General features: G+C 65.9%; 19 protein-coding genes and 1 pseudogene. 6 read left to right on the forward strand and 14 right to left on the reverse strand.

Annotated features, from left to right (window positions below; all coding sequences use genetic code 11):
- Positions 1 to 69: 69 nt before the first annotated feature.
- The gene (tnpA, locus tag ACQY9S_RS16980; RefSeq protein ID WP_428421262.1) at positions 70 to 477 is read right to left on the reverse strand and encodes an IS66-like element accessory protein TnpA; all 408 of its coding nucleotides are present in this window, start codon (positions 475 to 477) and stop codon (positions 70 to 72) included.
- Positions 478 to 605: 128 nt separating this feature from the next.
- On the opposite strand from tnpA, the gene ACQY9S_RS16985 reads away from it, so the two are divergent.
- The gene (locus ACQY9S_RS16985) at positions 606 to 1,565 is read left to right on the forward strand and encodes an IS5 family transposase (protein WP_428425790.1); all 960 of its coding nucleotides are present in this window, start codon (positions 606 to 608) and stop codon (positions 1,563 to 1,565) included.
- A 184-nt stretch (positions 1,566 to 1,749) separates the two neighbouring features.
- On the opposite strand, the pseudogene ACQY9S_RS16990 reads toward ACQY9S_RS16985, so the two are convergent.
- From ACQY9S_RS16990 to ACQY9S_RS17005, 4 genes and pseudogenes are all read right to left on the reverse strand, one after another.
- Positions 1,750 to 3,140: pseudogene (locus ACQY9S_RS16990) on the reverse strand (IS701 family transposase).
- Positions 3,141 to 3,486: 346 nt separating this feature from the next.
- Positions 3,487 to 4,611 carry a DegT/DnrJ/EryC1/StrS family aminotransferase gene (locus tag ACQY9S_RS16995; protein WP_428421264.1) on the reverse strand — a complete coding sequence of 375 codons (1,125 nt, stop codon included), beginning with the start codon at positions 4,609 to 4,611 and terminating at the stop codon, positions 3,487 to 3,489.
- Complete coding sequence (locus tag ACQY9S_RS17000) at positions 4,608 to 5,012, reverse strand: sugar 3,4-ketoisomerase (RefSeq protein ID WP_428421265.1); 405 nt, start codon at positions 5,010 to 5,012, stop codon at positions 4,608 to 4,610. Before ACQY9S_RS17000 ends, ACQY9S_RS16995 begins: the two co-directional genes overlap by 4 nt.
- Entirely contained in the window at positions 5,012 to 5,782 is a 771-nt protein-coding gene (locus tag ACQY9S_RS17005) for an acyltransferase (protein ID WP_428421267.1), read from the reverse strand. The genes ACQY9S_RS17000 and ACQY9S_RS17005 overlap by 1 nt, the downstream gene beginning before the upstream one ends.
- 52 nt (positions 5,783 to 5,834) lie before the next feature.
- On the opposite strand from ACQY9S_RS17005, the gene ACQY9S_RS17010 reads away from it, so the two are divergent.
- The gene (locus tag ACQY9S_RS17010; protein WP_428421268.1) at positions 5,835 to 7,523 is read left to right on the forward strand and encodes a glycosyltransferase 61 family protein; all 1,689 of its coding nucleotides are present in this window, start codon (positions 5,835 to 5,837) and stop codon (positions 7,521 to 7,523) included.
- 28 nt (positions 7,524 to 7,551) lie between these two features.
- Here the strand turns inward: ACQY9S_RS17010 and ACQY9S_RS17015 are convergent, their stop codons facing one another.
- From ACQY9S_RS17015 to ACQY9S_RS17035, 5 genes are all read right to left on the reverse strand, one after another.
- A complete protein-coding gene (locus ACQY9S_RS17015) occupies positions 7,552 to 7,881 on the reverse strand; it encodes a hypothetical protein (protein ID WP_428421269.1) in 330 nt (109 codons plus the stop codon).
- A gap of 89 nt (positions 7,882 to 7,970) precedes the next feature.
- Positions 7,971 to 8,384, reverse strand: coding sequence for a pilin (locus tag ACQY9S_RS17020; RefSeq protein WP_428421271.1), 414 nt, complete (start codon positions 8,382 to 8,384; stop codon positions 7,971 to 7,973).
- A 288-nt stretch (positions 8,385 to 8,672) separates the two neighbouring features.
- Complete coding sequence (locus ACQY9S_RS17025) at positions 8,673 to 9,086, reverse strand: pilin (RefSeq protein WP_428421272.1); 414 nt, start codon at positions 9,084 to 9,086, stop codon at positions 8,673 to 8,675.
- Positions 9,087 to 9,361: 275 nt separating this feature from the next.
- Entirely contained in the window at positions 9,362 to 9,775 is a 414-nt protein-coding gene (locus ACQY9S_RS17030; RefSeq protein WP_428421273.1) for a pilin, read from the reverse strand.
- A gap of 112 nt (positions 9,776 to 9,887) precedes the next feature.
- Positions 9,888 to 12,134, reverse strand: a complete 2,247-nt coding sequence (locus ACQY9S_RS17035) for a tetratricopeptide repeat protein (RefSeq protein ID WP_428421275.1) — start codon at positions 12,132 to 12,134, stop codon at positions 9,888 to 9,890.
- Positions 12,135 to 12,397: 263 nt separating this feature from the next.
- On the opposite strand from ACQY9S_RS17035, the gene ACQY9S_RS17040 reads away from it, so the two are divergent.
- Entirely contained in the window at positions 12,398 to 14,083 is a 1,686-nt protein-coding gene (locus ACQY9S_RS17040; RefSeq protein ID WP_428425792.1) for a Wzy polymerase domain-containing protein, read from the forward strand.
- A 32-nt stretch (positions 14,084 to 14,115) separates the two neighbouring features.
- Here the strand turns inward: ACQY9S_RS17040 and moaC are convergent, their stop codons facing one another.
- Positions 14,116 to 14,631: a cyclic pyranopterin monophosphate synthase MoaC gene (moaC, locus tag ACQY9S_RS17045; protein WP_428421276.1), complete on the reverse strand. Its 516-nt coding sequence runs from the start codon at positions 14,629 to 14,631 to the stop codon at positions 14,116 to 14,118.
- 108 nt (positions 14,632 to 14,739) lie between these two features.
- Here moaC and tfpZ point away from each other — a divergent pair, with 108 nt between their 5' ends.
- Genes tfpZ through ACQY9S_RS17060 form a run of 3 tightly spaced genes read left to right on the forward strand, consistent with a single transcriptional unit; the run spans position 14,740 to position 19,234 of the window.
- Positions 14,740 to 15,558: a TfpX/TfpZ family type IV pilin accessory protein gene (gene tfpZ / locus ACQY9S_RS17050; protein WP_428421278.1), complete on the forward strand. Its 819-nt coding sequence runs from the start codon at positions 14,740 to 14,742 to the stop codon at positions 15,556 to 15,558.
- Positions 15,548 to 17,128, forward strand: coding sequence for a M48 family metalloprotease (locus ACQY9S_RS17055; RefSeq protein ID WP_428421279.1), 1,581 nt, complete (start codon positions 15,548 to 15,550; stop codon positions 17,126 to 17,128). Before tfpZ ends, ACQY9S_RS17055 begins: the two co-directional genes overlap by 11 nt.
- 36 nt (positions 17,129 to 17,164) lie before the next feature.
- Complete coding sequence (locus tag ACQY9S_RS17060) at positions 17,165 to 19,234, forward strand: tetratricopeptide repeat protein (RefSeq protein WP_428421281.1); 2,070 nt, start codon at positions 17,165 to 17,167, stop codon at positions 19,232 to 19,234.
- A 52-nt stretch (positions 19,235 to 19,286) separates the two neighbouring features.
- On the opposite strand, the gene ACQY9S_RS17065 is transcribed toward ACQY9S_RS17060, so the two are convergent.
- From ACQY9S_RS17065 to ACQY9S_RS17075, 3 genes are all read right to left on the reverse strand, one after another.
- Positions 19,287 to 19,643, reverse strand: a complete 357-nt coding sequence (locus ACQY9S_RS17065) for a phage holin family protein (protein WP_428421283.1) — start codon at positions 19,641 to 19,643, stop codon at positions 19,287 to 19,289.
- Positions 19,644 to 19,779: 136 nt separating this feature from the next.
- Entirely contained in the window at positions 19,780 to 20,208 is a 429-nt protein-coding gene (locus ACQY9S_RS17070) for an organic hydroperoxide resistance protein (protein WP_428421285.1), read from the reverse strand.
- A 39-nt stretch (positions 20,209 to 20,247) separates the two neighbouring features.
- Entirely contained in the window at positions 20,248 to 20,796 is a 549-nt protein-coding gene (locus ACQY9S_RS17075; protein ID WP_428421287.1) for a MarR family winged helix-turn-helix transcriptional regulator, read from the reverse strand.
- Positions 20,797 to 20,803 lie beyond the last annotated feature (7 nt).

The raw sequence follows: 20,803 nt of genomic DNA on the forward strand, positions 1-20,803 counted from the left end.
TGATCGTGCCGGCAGGCGCTCACCTGCACTATTGGCAGATGCCGCAATGGACGCGCTACAGCAGCGTGATCACGCCAGCGTCGCCGATGCGCTGTAAGCGACCAGCCATCCCATCTTGATCTGGCGCCGCTGCCATAGGAGCCTCGCGCGCAGCCAGACCGCACATGAGCTTGCCGATCGCATCGGCCAACGCACTCGAACGGTGAGCGCGCCGCGCTGCAATTCGATCTCGGCGAACGCTTCGGGCTCGAGCGTCGCTGTGGCCGCTACGGCCACCGGCACGAAGGCCGCCGCCGGCATGGGGCGAGCACCCGCGGTGCGTCTCCACTTGTGCACGAGGTTGGCGTTGAGCCCGTGGCTCAGCGCGACCTGGGCGACCGACGCACCGGGCACCGCGCACTCGGCAAGCACCCGTCGCTTCAGCTCCGCATCGTGTCGACGGCGGGGCCGCCGCTTGGCGTCTTCATTGGTGTCCACCTAACCTCCTTGGTGGACACCATCCTTGCCGGAGCGCCGGCCCTATTCAAGATGGGTTAGGGAACGTCTGCATAACTTGCCCGAATCTTGCATGACGTGAAGGCATGAACAGCAAGCGCGGAGCGAGCATGAAGCAGCTTGGATTGGGTCTGAATCTGTCGACCAAGAAGACGCGCAAGCGCGAGTTCCTGGAGGACATGGAGCGAGTCGTGCCGTGGGCGGTGCTGGTGCAGATCGTCGCACCCCACTACCCCAAGGCCAAGACCGGGCGCCCGCCGTTCGGCATCGAGACCATGCTGCGCATCCACTACCTGCAGCAGTGGTTCGGCCTGAGTGATCCGGCGATGGAAGAAGCGTTGCACGACGTGCCGCTGTACCGCGAGTTCGCCAAGCTCGACGGCGCCACCGCCCGGCTGCCCGACGAGACCACCATCCTGCGGTTCCACCACCTGCTGGAGAAGCACGACCTGGCGGTGGACATGCTGCGCGTCGTCAACGACCTGCTGCAGCACCGTGGCCTGATGCTGCGCAGCGGCACGGCGGTGGACGCCACGCTGATCTCGGCACCCAGCTCGACCAAGAACGCCGAGGGCGAGCGCGACCCGGAGATGAAGTCGACCCAGAAGGGCAACAACTGGTACTTCGGCATGAAGGCGCACATCGGAGTCGATGCCCACTCTGGGCTGGTGCACACGGTGGCCACGACGCCGGCCAACGTCAACGACCTGAACATGGCTGGCGCGCTGCTGCACGGAGACGAGGAAGCGGCGTTCGGCGACGCTGGCTACCAGGGCGTGCACAAGCGGCCCGAGGCGGCCGGTCCGACCTGGCATGTGGCCATGCGCCCGGGCAAACGCAAGTTGCTCAACCACTTCATCCAGGCCGACTTCGTGGTCGAGCGGGTGGAGAAGATGAAGGCCAGCATCCGGGCCAAGGTCGAGCATCCGTTCCGGGTTCTGAAGCGCCAGTTCGGCTACACCAAGGTGCGCTACCGAGGGCTGAAGAAGAACACCGCGCAGATCGTCACGCTGTTCGCGCTGAGCAACCTGTGGATGGCGCGACGCCAACTGATGGGAGCGCAGGGATGAGTGCGGCTGCGAGGCCCGCAGCGGGCACGCGAGGCGCCGAAAGCGCCTGCAGGGAGGCTCAAACGAGCCGCCGAAAGCAGCAGATCGAGGGCTTCGATGCGGCATCGTCGTCACGTCACTTCAAACTGCGCAGCGCGTCGCGTTGTGCAGACCTTCCTTAGTCTTACTGTGTCACAAGAGTAGCTTAGCGCTTGCTCGGCCGCAGCAAGGGCACTGCCCGAGGCGGGCGATCAGTGCGTAGCTGAGCCGCTGGCGCAGTGTCGTGATCGAATGAGCTACGTGCCGCTGCGCGCGCAGGACTGCCGCGGGGGAGGTAATCCTCGGGAAGGGCAGGCACTTGGCGTGCGATGAAGTTTTTTTTGCCGCCGACCGGCTTGTCGGCGATGAGTCGCTCGGCCATCAGGAACCCGTAGGCCGCGATGCTGAGGGTGGCATGGTGGTGGAACCCACGCCAGCCGCGGCCCTCGTAGTGCCCCAGCCCGAAGTCCTGCTTCAGATCCTGGTAGTCGCGCTCGATGCGCCAGCGCTGATGGGCGGCGGCGACCAGTTCGTTGATCGGCGTGTCTTCGGGGAGCGTGGACAAGACGTACTTGCTCGGCTCTTGCTCATGCGCGGACCACTCGATGAGCAGCCACTCCAGGGGGCGCAGCCGCGCCTTGCCGGCATTGCCGCCGGCGTGCCGCACGCGCAGCGCCGCAAAACGTCCGCTGAGCGTCTCATTGGTGCCCTCGCGCCAACTGATCGCATGGAACGCCTGCGCCGGCAACGACAGGGCCAGCGCCTTGACACTCATCGGTTGGAGCCGGGCGGTGCGCCGCGGCATCACCGGTGGGCGGCCCGTGCCGCTGTAGGGCTTGGGCGCCAGCGGCTCGACCCCGGGGGGCCAGACCACGACCGCCGAGGTCACGCGCCCACGGCGTACGGCAGCCCCATGGCGCTCAGCGCCTGGCGGAAGGCGGTGTCCACGCCATAACCGGCGTCGGCCAACACACAGTGGTGCGGTGCTCCCTCGGCCAGCAAGGCGCGCAGCTGCGCCAGCGCGATCTGCGTCTTCGTGGCGAAGCGCAACTCCTCGGGCACGCCAGCCCCTTGCCGTCGCACCGGGTCTGCGGCCCACTCCTCGGGCAGGTAGAGTTGCCAGGCCACTGGAACGCTGCCTTGGGCGCATGCCAGCGACACGCTCACCGCGACCTGGCAGTTGTCCTGCTTGCCCAGCATTCCGCAGTATTGCCGGGCCACGCCCACGGAGTGCTTGCCCTTCTTCGGGAAGCCCGTGTCGTCGATGATCCACCAGCCGCCCCGGCTGAAGTCCATCTGCGGCACGACCCACTGACAGACCCGGCGCAGCATCTCCGAATCGGACCATTCGGCCTTGGCCACGAAGTGATGCAGGGCTTGATGGCGCGCGCTGGCGTGCATCGGATCAACCCTCGCAGCCATCGGCTCGACGCTCTTGCGGGCCAGTGGCAGCATCAACCCTGTGCAGTAGCCCTTGAGTCCTGCGTGACGGTCCAGATGCCCCAGCCCCGCGGACAAGTGCTCCATGTACTGGTCAAACCGTTCGCTTGCACCCATCGGTCCTCATGTGAAGAATGAAGAGGGCATATAGTGCCATGATTTTAGTGACACAGTAAGATTAGCCGGACGCTTACGTTTCGCCGTCTCGTTACACGAGCATGGCGAGGCATGTGTTGCCATCTGTCGCAGTTGCCACGCAGCCGAACGGCACAAGCGCACCGACCGTGATGTCTCCGCCATCGTCGATCAACGTCTCGATGTTCTTCACGGCGCATCCTGCCATCTGGACTGAGTTTGAGAGACTGGAGATCGCCAAACCTTCAGTCGATTCAACGAATTCAGCCGAAAGCTTCGCCCAATCTCTACTGTACAAATACGCGCTGCGCTTTGAGTACGGAAGCTTTCATGCAAGCGCCAGAACGGCAGCACGGACTTCGTTGATCACCCGTGAAACGGTGGCATCCGTTAGCGTGGGGCCTATCGGTAGACTCAAGACCTCGTTGTGGGTATCCGTCTTTTGATCAGATCCTTTAGACGGCCATGATTGTCCAGCGTATGCAGCTTGCAGATCGGGTGGCCTGGGGTAGTGAACGTGGGTATCTATTCCCACTGCCCTCAGTTGATCTGCCAGACGGTCGCGCTGCGGGTGCCTTACAACATACAAATGCCAAACGGCTTCCATGCCGGCTGGCACGTCGGCGGGGAGTTGGAGTGCGGGCAAGTCCGATAGTTGACGCGAATAGCACGCTGCGATTCGCGCACGGCGCTCGTTGTCGGCATCCAATTGCGGCAGTTTGACGCTCAAAAAGGCAGCCTGCAACTCGTCGAGCCTGCTATTGCGACCTACGCGCTCGTGAACGTAGCGTTGACTGGAACCATAGTTGCGCAGCAGTCTCAACTCCGCTGCGAGTGCGTCGTCGTTTGTAGTCACTGCACCGCCATCCCCAAGTGCGCCGAGGTTCTTGGCCGGGTAGAAGCTAAAGGCGGCAGCGTCTCCCAGGCTTCCAACTCGTACTCCGTTCAGACGTGCACCGTGAGCCTGTGCAGCGTCCTCCAAGACCTTGAGGCCGTACCGACGGCCTAGGCCGAGTATCCGATGCATCGGCGCGGGCCGGCCATAAAGGTGAACCGGCACCACCGCCCGCGTGCGCCGGGTGATTGCGGCTTCAATGGCTTCGACGTCAATTGTGTGGGTTCGATCGTCGCATCGCACCGGTACCACTGTTGCCCCAACTAGGCTAACTGCCAGCCAAGTGGCGATAAAGGTGTGCCTAGGCACGATCACTTCGTCGCCAGGACCGATACCCCAGGCTCTGAGCACGAGCTCCAGGGCGTCCAGTCCGTTGGCCACACTGACGGCCTTGGCGCAGCCGCAGTACTGAGCGAATTCGTCCTCAAAGGACTGGGTCTCTGGCCCTAGCACCCAAAGTCCGCGCGCCTGTACGCGCGTCAGCGCCTGGGCAAAACCCTCAGCGAATCGTGCATTGATAGCCTGCAGATCGAGAAATGGTACATACGGCGCGCTCATCGTGTCAGGCGCAGGAACTCGTCATACTCGCGCACGTATTCGTCCTCGGCATACCGAGCCGAGGCAAGAACCATGCATACCGATGCCGATGAAAAATTGTCGATCTCTCGCCAGATCATCGGGCTCAGGTAGAGACCAGAGTAGCTGCGGTTGAGGTGGAAGGTTGCCTTGCGGTGGCCATCGTCGAGCTTGACATCAAAGGAGCCAGACATCGCCACAAGGAACTGATGCAGATTTTTGTGGGCGTGGCCCCCGCGTTCCGCCCCGCCAGGTACGTCGTATAGGTAGTACACCCGCTCGATCGCGAACGGCACGTGGCGATTTCCCTCGATGAACGTAAGGTTGCCGCGACGGTCTTCGACCTTCGGCAGTTGCAGGAGGCGGCAATCGTCGAGCGGCATTAGTACTCCCGTTGCGGCGGATGTGGCCAGCGGCTACGTGCTTCGGCTGGGTAACCGCGGGTGAAATGATTGGTCCACGGATAGGCCGCATGGTCCGGTGCGTCCCGAAGGCGGACGCGATCGGCGCGACCAATCAAGCGGGCTGGCACGCCAGCGACCAGCATGCCTTCCGCAACGTCGTGCGTTACGCAGGCTCCGGCCGCAACTAGTGCATGAGTTCCGATGCGAACGCCGGGCATGATCACCGCGCGCGCCGCGACAACCGCATAGTCGTCGATCACGCAACCAATACGAACGTTGCTGGGCGGTGTCGGGTCGTTGGTGAGCATCACGTAGGGCATCAGCCAGACGAAGTGGCCAATGCGCGAACCCTTGGCCACAAACACACCAGAATGCAGCCGTACATATTCGCCGAATGTGCAGTCGCCCTGAACGTCTGCCAGGGTACCGAGCCGTAGGCCCGGGCCGGCCTGTGTATGTTCACGAACTGTGACATGGTGCCCGGTCTCCAACTCGTCTCCGAACTGGGAACCCGCGTAGAACACCGAATGCGACCTGATCGTAGAGCCCGCGCCGATCTTGAGCGTAGCGCCGCAGGCCAGAGGACTCGGAACGCCAAGTTCACAGTAGGCGTCAATACGCGAGCCTGCGCCGATATCGACGCCAGCGTGCACGATAGAGAACGGTCCGATCTCTACGTTCTCGGCAAGACGGGCATCTTCATGAACAATCGCGCCAGGACTCACCCGGGCGTTCGCGCTGACAATCACTTCGGCTCCTCTGACAACTGATTCTTCTGAACGCGCTCAGGGCGGACTTCCTATGGTTCTACAGATCAAAAGCATACTGTGTCGATTGCTGGGTTTGGCCGACGAACTGGACCCCGTGCCACTTCCGCCACAGATAGTGGCTCCGCGAGCCGATGTGACGCTGGCTGCAGAGCAACACGCTGTCGACGAGGCGGTAGTCTTGCTCAAGGGCGGTCAGATCTATGCCGCCGAAGAATGCCTCCGCCCGTTTATCGGGGCTGCAGTGTTGGTCGAGACCCGCCTGCTGCTAGCGCGCGTGGCCCTTGTGCAGGGTGACTTCGAGCATGCTCTGGCGCTTCTGGTACAGGCCGAAGCTCAGCACTCAATGGACCGACGCATCTGGCGCGCGCTGGCTGACGTCCACCAACTGCGACAACAGCCTGCTCAGGAGCTGGAGTACCGGCGCAAGCTGGTCTACCTTGATGGTGGTGCGCCGGCTACTGCTTACACGGCACTCGTCAATGCCTTCATTCGCGCGCACTACGGCAACCGCACTGCGCCGGCGGCCGAACTGAAGATCGCGTCGGCCAAGCTCTCTGCAATCCCCGACGTGACATCGGCTGACAAGATGGAGTTCGCGTGCGCGCTCTATCAGGTCGATGCGCTGGCGGTGGAGGCGCGGGCGCACTACCAGGGCGCAAATCCCTGCCCGCGAGAGGCGCGCGACGTTGCCGTGCCCTGGGTTCGTATGCTAGATTGGTGTGAGCGCTCAGGTGCGAGCTTGCATCGCTTGGGGCAGGACGGCCGGCCAGGCCATCGTCCGATGGTGGCCGAATTGACCGACGTCTCCGTATTTCCATCCTTCCAGTGGATCCCAGTGCTCGCCGGCGGCGCGGCGGCGCTCGACGGATTTATGATGCATCGACTGCGCTTGCAAGCCGAAGAGCCTCTGTCTCCGATCCTTATGGGCAGTAAGCGATATGCTGAGTTGCGCTTGCCGAAGCAACTGCCCGTGATCGATGAACCCGCGTTACTGATCGGTGGCATGGCGCAGTACTACCACCAGACCGTCGACTTCCTGGGGTCGCTGGCCGTGGCCGATACGCTTGGCCAGGGGAGGGGCTTACGCCTCGTTGTCAACGACGACCTCGCACCTTTTCAGCTCGAACAGTTTGCGTTGCTTGGCTATTCGCTCGATCGTCTGATTCGCGTTAAGCCTGAGCAGCCGGTGTTGTTGCGACAGGCGATCGTACCGTCGCGCCTTGTTTTGGGTGGTCGCTGGATCGACCCGATCCTGCCTCGCTGGCATCGCGAGCGCTTGCGGAGGGCGGTGGCAGGAGTGCCGTCGATCGCGGGCCGCAAACTCTATCTTTCGCGTCAAGGGGCAGTTCGCCGCCGTGTCGTTAACGAAGAGGCGGTACAGGCGCTGCTGGAATCGCTAGGTTTTGAAATTGTGCATCCAGAGCGCTTGGGTGTGCGGGAGCAGATCAACTTGTTTTCCAGCGCTAGCCACATTGTCGGCCCGACCGGAGCTGCCTTAACAAACATGGTCTACGCACCTGCGGGAGCGCTGATAGTGGTGTTCTACAGTCGTCACCTCGTTGCCGGCGGCGGTGATCTGTACTTTGATGCACTCGCTGCCGCGTGCGAGCATCGGTTTGTCCGCCTTGAAGGGACACCGACCGGCACTCAGCAGGGGCAACGCGTGATTGATGCCGACATTGCCATTGACCTCGAAGAACTCCGCGTTGCACTGGTTTGAAGGCCACGCTTTATCGATGTCGTGGTTCTCAAGCATTGATGGACTTGCGGCTCATGTGCACGACCACGGCCTCGGTCGCAAAGTCCACGAAATCCTTCTGGTACCCCATCTCGGCCAGCTCCCAGCGGAAGCTGTTGCCGAACTTGGCTTTGCCCAGCCAGCCCAGGTGATGCTCGGTTTGGTAAGTTACGGCCTTCTTGCAGGCGTCTTCCATAATCCGGGTTAATCGGTTGACTGAAGGCCGTTTGCCCGGCTGCTGATCCAGTGCAGGGGGATAACGCTTGCCGATGTCGTGCGCCAACGATTTGGCGAAAACTGCCACTGGCGAATCTGAAGTGAAGGTGGAGAACAGTCCCATAAGGTCAGCGTTTGTTCGACAGTGGGAGTGTGCCCAAAAAACAAGAGGCGCCGAAGCGCCTCTTGAGGTTTGCCCTGGAGCGCTGCTGATCAGCCGCGACAGGTCGCGGGCATGAAGCGCAGCGGGCCACCGGTGCAGCTCCAGTCGGCTGTCGTGCCGGTCCAGCTCGGGGTCAGGACCACCGACACATCGCCGGTCGTGCCGACAGCCGGCGTCGAGTGAATCGAGACGACACCACCGCCCGTGACGGCTGACGCGGAGATGTACTTGGTCACGGGGATGACGATCGCTGCCGTGTTCAGGCCACCGCAGCTGTTGTTGTTCTGGCAATGCTCGGTGATCGACGTGCGCGCCGACGAGGCGCCGAGAATCAGTTCCGACACGCGGGCGCGCACCGTGTAGTCCTGGTAGGCCGGCAGTGCGACCGCAGCCAGGATGCCGATGATGGCGACCACGATCATCAGTTCGATGAGCGTGAAGCCTTGTTGTAGAGATTTCTTCATTCAATTGCTCCTTTGCAAAGGGGGGCGGATTCGCGAGTTCACTACTGCAAACCGCATGCCGTGCTGCTTCTGACAAGTTTCGTCACAACTTGAAAGCCGGTTGTGCATAGCGTCACGGGCAGCGATTGGTACCCGCCACGAATGGCGCCACAGTACGACACATGGTGCCAACCCGGGACGGAGTACCGCGGCAAGGTCGCCTCCACCGCCGTTCGCTTCGCGCTAGGGTTCATAAAAAAATAAGAGGTGCCGGAGCGCCTCTTGAGGTTTGCCCTGGAGCGCTGCTGATCAGCCGCGACAGGTCGCGGGCATGAAGCGCAGCGGGCCACCGGTGCAGCTCCAGTCGGCTGTCGTGCCGGTCCAGCTCGGGGTCAGGACCACCGACACATCGCCGGTCGTGCCGACAGCGGCCTTCGAGTGAATCGAGACGACACCACCACCCGTGACGGCTGACGCGGAGATGTACTTGGTCGCGGGGATGACGATCGCTGCTGTGTTCAGGCCACCGCAGCTATTGCTGTTCTGGCAATGCTCGGTGATCGACGTGCGCGCAGACGAGGCGCCGAGAATCAGTTCCGACACGCGGGCGCGCACCGTGTAGTCTTGGTAGGCCGGCAGCGCGACCGCAGCCAGGATGCCGATGATGGCGACCACGATCATCAGTTCGATGAGCGTGAAGCCTTGTTGTAGAGATTTCTTCATTCAATTGCTCCTCTGTGCAGCATGCGTATTTGTCAGTCGCCGACGCAAGCGCCATGCCGTCGACCGGTTGACAGGAACTGTCACAACTCGCGAACCTGGTGTGCAGTGCTTCACGGCTTCACGGCGATTCTCTCGGAAATGTGCCGCAGCACGACGAACTTGTCAGGTCTCGGCAGCGTGCTATATGCCAGCTTTATACCCCAGCACGTTGAGCAGGAGCGATACAGGGAGTGCGGCGCCGAAACGCCACTCGCTTTGCAATCTGGCCGCGGGCTTCAGCCGCGACAGGTCGCAGGCATGAAGCGCAGCGGGCCACCGGTACAGCTCCAGTCGGCCGTGTTGCCGTTCCAACTGGGCGTGAGCGTTACGGTCACCGCGCCGGTCGTTCCAATCGCATCCTTGCCGGACACCGAGATGACACCCGCGTCCGCAATGTCTGCAGCCGAGATGTATTTCGTCGAGGCGATCACGATGGTCGCCGTGCTCAGGCCTGCGCACGTGTTGGCCTGCTGGCAATGCTCGGTGATCACAGCGCGGGCCCCCGAGGCACCGAGGATCAGTTCCGTCACGCGGGCGCGTACGGTGTAGTCCTGATAAGCCGGTAGCGCAACTGCGGCCAGGATGCCGATGATGGCGACGACGATCATCAGTTCGATGAGTGTGAAGCCCTGTTGCAGCGATCTCTTCATGCCGTGGTCCGTCGCAGTTCCGATGGCCCGTCGGCGCAAAGGCCATGCCTTGACTGGAGTGACGGGATTCGTCAGTGCATGACGGTTGTGCGAGCGGAACTCGCGCAATGCGTCACGCCTGTGGCTGCCAATCGACGAGCCGGCGTTGTAACGTGTCGAGCACGCCCTGCCAGTTCTCGGCCTCGGGTTGGCGGTAGATGCGCGAACTGGGGTACCAGGGCAATATCTTTGAATGCATGCCGTAGCGCCACTCGGGGATCTTCGGCGCCATGATCCAGACGGGCCGCGCCAGCGCGCCAGCGTAATGCACGGTGGTGTTGCAAACGGTGATCACGAGATCCAGCGCTGTGATCAGGGCTGCGAAGTCGTCCAGCACCTTGATCGACTCGGGCCAATAGTGCAGGGTTATCCCGGCGGCCCGGGCTTTCGCCAGGTCTGCGCTGACATCACCGTATTGCAGACAGACCCAATTGGCCGCACGCGCGCGGGTGAGGGGCGCGAGCTGCCCGATATCCATCGTGCGCACCACGCGTCGCGTCGCCTCGCTTCCACCGCGCCAGGACAGACCGATGTGCGGCCCCGGCCCGAGTTCGGCCAGTTTGCCGCGCCAGTACGCCACGCGCTCGGGGTCGGCCCGCAAGTAACCGCTGTGCGCTGGGAAGTCCGCATGGCTGCGCCTGAAGCGCCGAGGCAGATCGCCCATTGGCAAGAAGCAATCCACCACCCCTAGCCCGGTGACCCAGTCGAATCCGGCGTCCTGGCCTGTCGACACGATCTCGCATTGGGGGAAGGAGCGCACCACGGTGGGTGCAACGCGGTCGATGACTTCGACGATCACACGCTTCGGCTTCAGCGCCAGCAGGTCTGGCAGGCAGGAGGCGAACATCACTTGGTCGCCCAGACCCTGCTCGGCCATCAGCAAGATGGTCTTGCCCTCCAGGGATTCGCCCTGCCACAGCGGGAACGGCAGCATGCGCAGGTGCTTGCTCGAACTGAGCGTGCGAAATGCATAGTCGTCCCAGCCTTCGGCATAGCGCTCGTGCAGCAAGTGGATGGTCGCCCGCGGCCAGCGCCGCAGCGGCTCTTGTGGCTGTTCGGTGATCGCGCGGTCGAGGATGGGCAGGGCCTCATCGTGGCGACCAGTCTGCGTGAGGGCGTAGACGCGCAGCGACAGCAGCTCCTCCTCGGTGCCAGGCTGCTCCTGCAGCATTTCGTTCATAAGCTCGAGGGCCCGCTCGTACTTGCAGCGTGCGGTCAGGCTCGCAATCAGCCGCCCTTTGTTGTTCAGGCTGGGATCGAGTTCGTAGACGCGGTCGACCAACGCGCCCGCGTCGATGTAGCGGTCCTGCTCTTCACGGATGTCGGCCATGGCCAGTAACACTGCGACATCGTCGGGAAATCGCTCCAGCGCTGCCTCCACCAGCGGCTTGGCTTGCTTGAATTCACGCTCCTTGACCAGGGCTTGTCCCAACGCGGACACGACGTTCCAGTCTTCGGGATGGTGTGCCGTGAAAGCCCGCAGTGCGTCGATGCCGCTCTGCGCGTCCCCTTGGTCGCGGTACAGACGGAACAACTCGATCGCTAGCGAGCCATCGTCTGGATGTTCGAGGCTGATGCGTTCGAGCGCATCGGCCGCCTTCAAGAGTTCGCCCTGCTCGCGAAGGGCGCGGACCCCTGTAAGCCGCTCGTCGAGCGCGTCCGCTGCCTCGACTTCGTCGCCGGGTTGATTGGTCCCTGAGGCAGCGTGCTCGGCGGCATCTTCCTCCAGCAACTCCAGGTTACTGCGCGCGCTCATGAAGTTCGGGTCGAGTTCGAGCGCACGGCGGAAGGCCGCGCGCGCGCCGATGACGTCTCGCCGCGCACGCGAAGCGATGCCAAGGTTGTTCCATGAGGCCTTGTCATGCGGATCGAGCCGCGTGGCACGTTCCAACTCTGCAGTGGCCAGCACATGGCTGCCACGACGCACATGGCACAGGCCGAGCTGGGCGCTGAAGCAGGCTTCGGTGCCGTTGTTCGCCGCAAACTGTGCGTGCCTCACGGCCAGATCGTCCTTGCCCTGTTCCGCCATCACCAGGGACAGGCCATAGTGCGCGTCGGGCAGCCCAGGTGCCTGTGCCAGTACCTCGCGGAACAGGGCCTCGGCCTCGGCGTCCCGTCGTTCGTGGAAGGCGACCTCGCCCTTGAGGCACAGTGCGATCAGCTCGCGCTGAGGCGTCGTTTCGAGCAGCGTGTCGACAGCCGCCGCCGCCGCCGCAATCTGACCCCGCGCGATCAGTTCGCGGACCCCGGCCGGTGCCCAGCGCCGCCGGGCACTTGGGCCACGCTTCAGGCTGCGCAGCACACTTCCGATCAATCCCATGCGTCTCCTCGCCTCTCACACTGCGCGGCAATCCACGCTGCGCGTGCAGCATAGCGGCTCGCCACAGCTCGCTGGCTGGCGATTGCGCGCCAAACTACCGCTCGCGCCGGCCTGTCGGCGTGCTGAAGCCGGGTCGATCACGGCAGCCGCCGCATCGCGTCTAATCCGACGCGACGCTGCTGTTCCCAGTTCCCATCCTCTCTATGAAGCCCACGGTTCCTGCTCCGCCGACTCTCGGTTCAACTCTGTGCGCCTTGCTGGCCGTGTGCCTGCCGCTACTGCTGGCCCGAGCGGCGGTGCCGGACTCGGTGTTCTACAACCAGGCGGTGGCGGTGTTCGGCTGGGGTTTGTGGCTGCTGTCGGAAATTGTTGCGGTTCGTGCCGGCCGTGGGCTGTGGCTCGGCGAACGGTCCTCGCTGTTGGCTGCTGCGTCGGCACTCACACTGTGCGAAGCCTGTGCCGCGCTGCAGTTAGGCCGTGGCCAGGGCGCCGCAGCGCTGGAGTTCGGTGCTTGCCTCGCTGTCCTTGCCGCGACGTTCCGCAACGGCGTGGGCACCGTGTCAAGCTTGGCTTGGAGTTGGCTGATCGCCGGGCTCGCGTGCGTGGTCGTGGCACTGGTGCAGTATTTCGCGCCGTCGCTGGCCGACGGCTGGCTCGTGGCGGCCACGGGTGCGGCCGGCCGCGCCATCGGCAACATGCGCCAACCCAACCATTTGGCCACCGCGCTGTTGTGCGCGATGGTCATGACCGCTTGGCTGTGGCAGGCCGGTCGCCTGCGCGCGCCGTGGGCCGCCGCGTCGCTCTTCGCGATGGTGCTGGCGGTGGCGCTGAGCGCCTCGCGCACCGGCGCGCTGTCGCTCGGCGTGCTGCTGCTGTGGGCGGTGGTCGACCGCTCGCTGCCGCGCGCCGCGCGCTGGGCGCTCGCGCTGACGCCGCTGGTCTACCTCGTCTGCTGGGCCGGTCTGGCGGAGTACGCCGAATGGCAGCACGCACACTTCTATGCGGTCGAGCGGCTGCAGTCGCACAGTGACATCAGCAGCTCGCGCTTCGCCATCTGGTGCAATGCGCTGGTGCTGGTGGCGCAGAACCCATGGACGGGCGTGGGCTGGGGCAACTTCAATTTCGCATGGACCTTCACGCCCTTTCCGGACCGGCCGGTCGCCTTCTTCGACCACACGCACAACCTGCCGCTGCAACTGGCGGTCGAGATCGGCCTGCCGGCCACGGCTTTGGTGCTGGGCCTGTTCGGCTGGGCGCTGTGGCGCGCGCGTGGCGCCTGGCGGGCGGCGGGCGAACAGCCGGGCCATCCGGCGCGCGCGGCCTTCGTGATGCTGGCGGTGCTGGGTGTGCACAGCCTGCTCGAATACCCGCTGTGGTACGCCTACTTCCTGCTGCCGGCGGCCTGGGCGCTGGGCGTGTTTCTCGGGTCGGCGCCGGCGGGCGGGCCGGCCGCTCCCCTCGCCGCCCCACCGAGCCGGGCCGCCGCTGTGGCGCGATGGTCGGCCCGCCTTTTGCGCGGCGCCGGTGCCCTGATGATCGTCGGTGCCGCCTATGCCGCCTGGGACCATCACCGTGTCGAGGTCATCTTCGCGCCGCCGGCCGGCGCCAGCCCGCTGGCGCAGCGCATCGCCGAGGGTCGCGAGAGCCTGCTGTTCGGCCACCACGCCGACTATGCCGCCGTGACCAACGAGCCCAAAGACCAGACCCTCGCCAGCTTTCGCCGGCCGCTGCACCAGCTGGTCGACGTGCGCTTGCTGATCGCCTACATCGAGGCCTTGCGAGTCAACGGACGCCAGGCCGAAGCGCTGTACGCGGCTCAGCGCCTGCGCGAGTTCCGGCGCGAGGACGCGCAAGAGTATTTCAAGGACTGCACGGCGGACAACCCGGCGCCGCCGTTCCAATGCGAGGCCGCGCCGGTGGCGCTGACATGGCGCGATCTGGAGCCCTGAGCGGCGTGAACCGGCGTCTCAGGCGGCTGGGTTCACGTCGCGGTGTCAGCGATGAACGAGCCCGACTTCCCGCCATGCTTCTCGAGCAACCGCACGCCCTCGATCACCATGCCGCGGTCGATGGCCTTGCACATGTCGTAGATGGTCAGCAGGCCGATCTGCACCGCGGTCAGTGCTTCCATCTCCACGCCGGTGGCCCCCAGCGTCTCGGCTGTCACGCGGCAGGCAATGCGCGAGCCGGCAGCGTCGATCTCGAACGCGGCCGCCACGCGCGTCAGCGGCAGCGGGTGGCACAGCGGTATCAGTTCGGCCGTGCGCTTGGCGGCCTGGATGGCGGCGATGCGCGCAATGCCGATCACGTCGCCCTTCTTGGCGCTGCCCTGGGCGATGACTTGCAGCGTGGCCGCTTGCATGCGGATCCAGCCCTCGGCCACCGCCACCCGGTGTGTCGCCGCCTTGGCGGACACGTCGACCATGTGGGCCTGGCCTTGCGCGTCGAAGTGGGTGAGCCCGTCGGACGGCGAAGATGACTTGGGGGTGACGCTCATGGCTGCAGCAACAATGGGAAACAAGGCTGCGGCATCATAGACGCACGCTTTGCTGAACTGCGCCGCCATGCCGATGTCACAGTCATGGCCCGCCGCCGATCCGCCCCGATGGAACAGACCCTCCCCGCCACCCCACCCGACCCCGCCTCACCGCCGCCCGCGCCGGCACGGGGCTTCGCGCTCGGCCCCCGGCTGCGCGCCGCCGGCATCCACCTTGGCTTGAGCGCGCTGGTCGCGGCGCTGGCCGCGGCACTGGTGTTCGGGCTCTGGTACCCGACGCCGTTCCGCGAGATCTCGGGCGGACGCGAGTTGTTCTTCCTCGTCGTTTCGGTCGACGTCGTGCTGGGCCCGCTGATCACCTTCGCGGTGTTCGACCGGCGCAAGCCCTGGCGCGAACTGCGGCGTGACTTGGCCGTCGTGGCGCTGCTGCAGCTGGGTGGTTTGCTGTACGGCCTGCACACCGTCTACGAGGCGCGGCCGGTCGTGCTGGCGCTGGAGAAGAATCGCCTGCGCGTCGTCCGCGCGATCGATCTGGACGCCGCCGATCTCGCGAAAGCGCCGGCCGAATGGCAGCGACTGCCACTGTGGGGCGTGCAGATCGTGACCACGCGGGCGCCGCGTGCCGATGAGAAGCTGGAGGCGATCGATCGCGCCTTGCAGGGCGAAGACGTGGGCAAGCGCCCGGAATTCTGGCAGCCGGCATCCGAGGCGAAAGCCGCCTTGCTCCAGGGCGCCAAACCGCTGTCCGAACTGCAGAAGCATCACACCGCACGCTTGGCCGAACTGCAGCAGTACGTGGACGCGACGGGCCGCAGTGCCGAGCGCCTGAAATACCTGCCGGTGCTGGCGCGCCGGACCGATTGGGTGGCGTTGTTCGACGCGGACAGCGGTGGGCTGGTGGGTTATGCCCCATTCGATGGCTTCTAGCCGCTGGCGCCCGTCCCGCGCGTTGTCGCTGGCGCTGAGTCTCGCGCTGGCAGCGCAGAGCCTCGCGCCGGCGGCACTGGCGCAGGGGAATCCCGGCTCCCGCAACAACCTGCCCGCCCTCGGCGACAGCGCGTCCGACGACATCTCGGTGGCCAACGAGCGGCGCATCGGCGACCGCATCATGCGCGACATCCGGCGCGACGCGGACTACCTCGACGACCCGGTGTTGCTCGAGTACATGCAGACGATGTGGGCCGCGCTGCTCCTGTCGTCGCGCGAGCACGGCAACATTCCCGTCGAGCTCGACGAGCGTTTCGCGTGGGAGATGTTCCTCGTGCGCGACCGCACGGTGAACGCGTTCGCGCTGCCGGGGGGCTATGTCGGTGTGCACCTGGGGCTGATCGCCATCACGGCAACGCCCGACGAGCTGGCGTCGGTGCTGGCGCACGAGCTGTCGCACGTGACGCAGCGCCACATCGCGCGCAGCGTGGGTGCCAGCAAGACCACCTCGATGATCGGCATTGCCGGGCTGATCCTCGGCATCATCGCGGCGAGCCGCAGCCCCGAGGCGGCGAATGCCCTGATCACCGGCGGCCAGGCCGTGGCGGTGCAGGGGCAGCTGAACTATTCGCGCGAAGCCGAGCGCGAAGCCGACCGCGTGGGCTTCAACGTGCTCACCGGCGCCGGCTACTCGCCGGCCGGCATGCCCGCGATGTTCGAGAAGCTGTTGCAGGCCTCGCGCCTCAACGACAACCAGAACTACCCCTACCTGCGCAGCCACCCGCTGACCACCGAGCGCATCGGCGAGGCACGCTCACGCCTCGGCGTGTCGGCCGCCGCGCTGCCGCCGCGGCCGCTGCTGCACGTCCTGATGCAGGCGCGCGCGCGCGTGCTGATGGACCCGCGCGATGCCGCGCTGCAGCGCGTGCAGGACTTCGACAGCGAGCGCGCCCTCGCCGCCGCCACGCCGGCCGACAGGCTCGGCGCGCTGTACGGCAGCGCGCTGGCCTCGGTGCTGCGGCGCGACTTCGCGCGCGCCGATGCCGCGCTGGCGGCCGCACGGCCACTGGCCGAAGCCGACCGGGACGCCTCGAATGCCGTGGCGCAGCTCACACTGCAAGGCCTGCTGGTGCGCGGCGACGTGGTGCGCGCCAGCGCCCTGCTCGACACGCTGCTGGCCGCGCCGGGCGGCCAGCAGTCACGCACGCTGCTGCTGGCGCAGGCCCAGCGCGCGCTGCTGCCCGGCAGCGCAGCCGATGCGCAGCGCGCCGCGGTCGAGCGCCTGCAGACCTGGGTGGCGGTGCACCGCCAGGACGCGCTGGCCTGGAGCAGTGCCGCGCAACTGTGGGAACGCCAGGGTCAGCGGCTGCGCGCGGTGCGCGCCGAAGCCGAATCCCGCGCCGCACTCGGCGACGTGCAGGGGGCGGTGGAGCGGCTGCGCGCCGCGCAGAAGCTCGCGCGCACGGCGACCGGCAGTGACTTCATCGAAGCCTCGGTGCTCGAAGCGCGGCTGCGCGAACTCGACCTGCAGCGCCGGCAGATCATTGCCGAGGAGCGCGGTGAGCTCTAGTGCTCGGCCGGGCGAGCCGAGCGTGCTGGCACGCCGATGACCGATCGGGCCGCGCTTTTCTGGGCTGCGGGTGTCGCCAGCACGGCGATCCTCTTGGCGCTGCTTCGCACCTTGGCGACGGGTTCGCAGGTGAGGCGCTTGGCCCAGGAGGGCAAGCGACAACTCGCGAACAGCGAGCCTCAGGGCGCGCTCGAGAGCTTCGACCGTGCCTTGGTGCTCGAGCCGGGCAGGTTCGCTCTGAACTTCGAGCGAGGCCTTGCGCTGCTGAGCTTGAAGCGGTTCGAAGAGGCTCTGTTCAGCTTCGACCGTGTGCTGGAACGAGAGCCGAATCATGGCGAGGCGCACTACCGACGCGGCAATGCACTGTTGCAGCTCGGTCGGGCTGCCGAGGCACTGGCGTGCTACGAGTGTGCGTTGCGGCTGAAGCCGGATTTTGTCGATGCTCTCTACAACCAGGGGCTGGCGCTCCAGGGCCTCAAACGCACGAAGGAAGCGGTCGCCAGCTACGACCGCGTGCTCGAGATCAACCCGGACGATGCCGAGGCGCTGAACAACCGTGGCAACGCATGGTCGGACCTGAGGCGACCCGAGCGCGCACTGGCCAGCTACAACCGCGCCGTCGAGTTGCGCCCCGATCTTGCGGACGGGCTGCACAACCAGGGCGTTGCCCTGCAGGACTTGAAGCGGCCGGCGGACGCGGTCCGCTCGTTCGAGAGGCTGGTCGCTCTGGCGCCCGACTACCCGTTCGCGAAGGGCAAGTTGCTCCACGCGAAGATGCTGAGCTGCGACTGGCGCGGGCTGGCCGCACTCCGGGACGTCGTCGACGCCGACGTGCGCCACGGCAAGAAGGCGATCGAGCCCTTCGGTTACCTGAGCCTTGCGCGTTCTGCTGACGACCTGCGGCGCTGCGCCGAAACCTACAGTGCGGACTACCGGCCAACGAGACCCGTCTCGTTACCACCCACCGCACCGGTGACGGACGGCAGGATCCGGATTGGCTACCTCTCCGGCGAATTCCGCCACCAGGCGACATCACTGCTGATGGCACAGTTCTTCGAGCTCAGCGACCGCAATCGCTTCCGGCAGTTCGCTTTCGACAACGGTTTCGACGACGGCAGCGCGATCCGCCGGCGACTCTCGGCCGTGTTCGACGAGATCGTCGATATCTCCCGCCTGACGGACGCCGATGCCGCGGTAGCGATCCGACGCCGCGGGGTCGACATCCTCGTCGATCTCAGCGGGTACTTTGGCTTTGCCCGGCCTGGCGTGCTGGCTCTCAGGCCGGCACCGATCCAGGTCAACTACCTGGGCTTTCCCGGAACGCTTGGCAGCCCCTGGGTGGACTACCTGCTTGCGGACGTGCATGTCGTCCCGCCGGAGCACCGAACGCAGCACACGGAGCAGGTCGTCTATCTGCCGGATTCCTACCAGGCCAACGACACGACGCGAACCGTTCCGAATATCGTGCGGAGCCGCGCCGATCTTGGCTTGCCCGAACAGGGCTTCGTTTTCTGCTGCTTCAACAACAGTTTCAAGATCACGCCCGACGTCTTCGATGTCTGGATGCGGCTCTTGGGTGCGGTGGATGGCAGCGTGCTGTGGCTGCTGGAGGACAACGCTGCGGCCGTCGAGAACCTCCGGCGCGAGGCGCAGCATCGCGCCATGGATCCTCACCGGATCGTCTTCGCCGGAAGGCTGCCGCTGGAGCAGCACCTCGCCCGACACGAGCAGGCCGATCTGTTCCTGGACACGCTACCCTGCAATGCACACACGACCGCAAGCGACGCGCTATGGGCCGGCCTGCCGGTGCTGACGTGCATGGGCCCCACTTTCCCGGGCCGCGTGGCAGGCAGCCTGCTGCATGCGCTGGGCTTGCCTGAGCTGGTGACATACAGCCTGGAGGCCTACGAGGCCCAAGCGCTGGCGCTGGTGCGGTCGCCGGATGCACTGCAGGGCCTCAGGGTCCGGTTGGCAGAGCACCGCAGGACGCACGCCCCGTTCGATACCCCGCGGCTCACACGCCATATTGAAACCGCATACGAAACCATGTGGGTCAGGCACCGACGTGGTGAGGCCCCGCAGGGTTTCTCCGTGCCACCGAGCTGAACCAGTTCGGCCTTGGCTTTGCGATTGAGCCCGGTCGATCCGGGCTGCGCCATCAGTCGGACCGACTGAACAGCCGCTCCAGCGCCGCATCGATCACCAACCCGCACACGCTGTAGATCAGCGAGCCGATCAGCGCGGCGCCGAAGCCGCGCACGCTGAAGCCGTCGAGCACGCTTGCGGCGAAATAGAACATCAGCGCGTTGATCACGAACAGGAACAGCCCCAGCGTCAGCAGCGTGACCGGCAAGGTCAGCAGCACCAGCAACGGGCGCAGCACGGCGTTGAACAGGCCGAGCACGAAGGCCGCGATCATCGCGGCGCCGAAGCTCTGCACCACGACGCCGGGATAGAGGTGAGCCACCAGCAGCAGCGCCGCCGCGAGCAGCAGCCATCGGGCGAGGATCTTCATGGCGTGCAGGATACACGGCGAGCCGCCGTGCAGACAGGCCCCGTGCGCCCGGTGCGAGCGCGGCTTCCTGCCCGCGGTGCGGCAAGAAAAAAGGGCGGCCACCGGCCGCCCCTCGTGGCGCGGTCGCGGTCTGCTGTCAGACCACGCTCAGGCGCACCTCGATGTTGCCGCGCGTCGCGTTCGAGTACGGGCACACGCCGTGCGCCGCTTCGACCAGCGCCTCGGCGTCGGCCTTGGCCATGCCGGGGATGCTGATCGCCAGGTCGACTTCGATGCCGAAGCCCTGCGGGATCAGGCCGATGCCGACCTTGCCGGTCACGGTGGTGTCGGCCGGCAGCGTGGTCTTCTTCTGACCGGCGACGAACTTCATCGCGCCGAGGAAGCAGGCCGAATAGCCCGCGGCGAACAGCTGCTCGGGGTTGGTGCCCGGGCCGCCGCCGCCGCCGAGTTCCTTCGGGGTGGACAGCTGGATGTCGAGCACCTTGTCCGACGACACCGCGTGGCCTTCGCGGCCGCCGGTGGCGGTGGCCTGGGCGCGGTAGAGCACGTTCTCGATCTTGTTCATGGTCAGTCCTTTCGGGATCAGGTGGGGAGGGTGCGGCCCTCAGGCCGCGGCGGAAACTTCGGGTGCGCCCAGCACCGTGCGCAGGCGCTGCAGCGTCGTGGTCAGGGACGCGAGTTCGTCCGGTGCGCAACCGGTGGCACCGGCCAGCGTCGCCGGGATGCCCAGCGCACGCCGGCGCAGCGTGCGACCGGCCGGTGTCAGCGTGACGACAACCCGGCGCTCGTCGGCGGCGGCGCGCTCGCGGGTCAGCAGCCCGGCGGCTTGCAGCCGCTTGAGCAGCGGCGTCAGCGTGCCGGAGTCGAGGAACAGGCGCTCGCCGAGCCGCGACACGCTCAGGCCGTCGCGCTCCCAGAGCGCGAGCATCACCAGGTACTGCGGATAGGTCAGCCCCAGCGCGTCGAGCACGGGCCGGTAGCGCCGGGTCATTGCCAGCGAGCTGGAGTGCAGCGCGAAGCACAGCTGCGCGTCGAGCGCCAGCGCCGCCCCGGGCACCCCGGCCGTCGGCCGAGCCCGGCGTGCCGGCACCCGGGCCGTGGCGCGCGGCGGCGCAGCGACGAGGGGCTTCGATGCGGTTTGCGGGCTTGCCATGCGCCGC

The organism is Methylibium sp. (assembly GCF_965279545.1).
Classification (GTDB): Bacteria; Pseudomonadota; Gammaproteobacteria; order Burkholderiales; family Burkholderiaceae_C; genus Methylibium.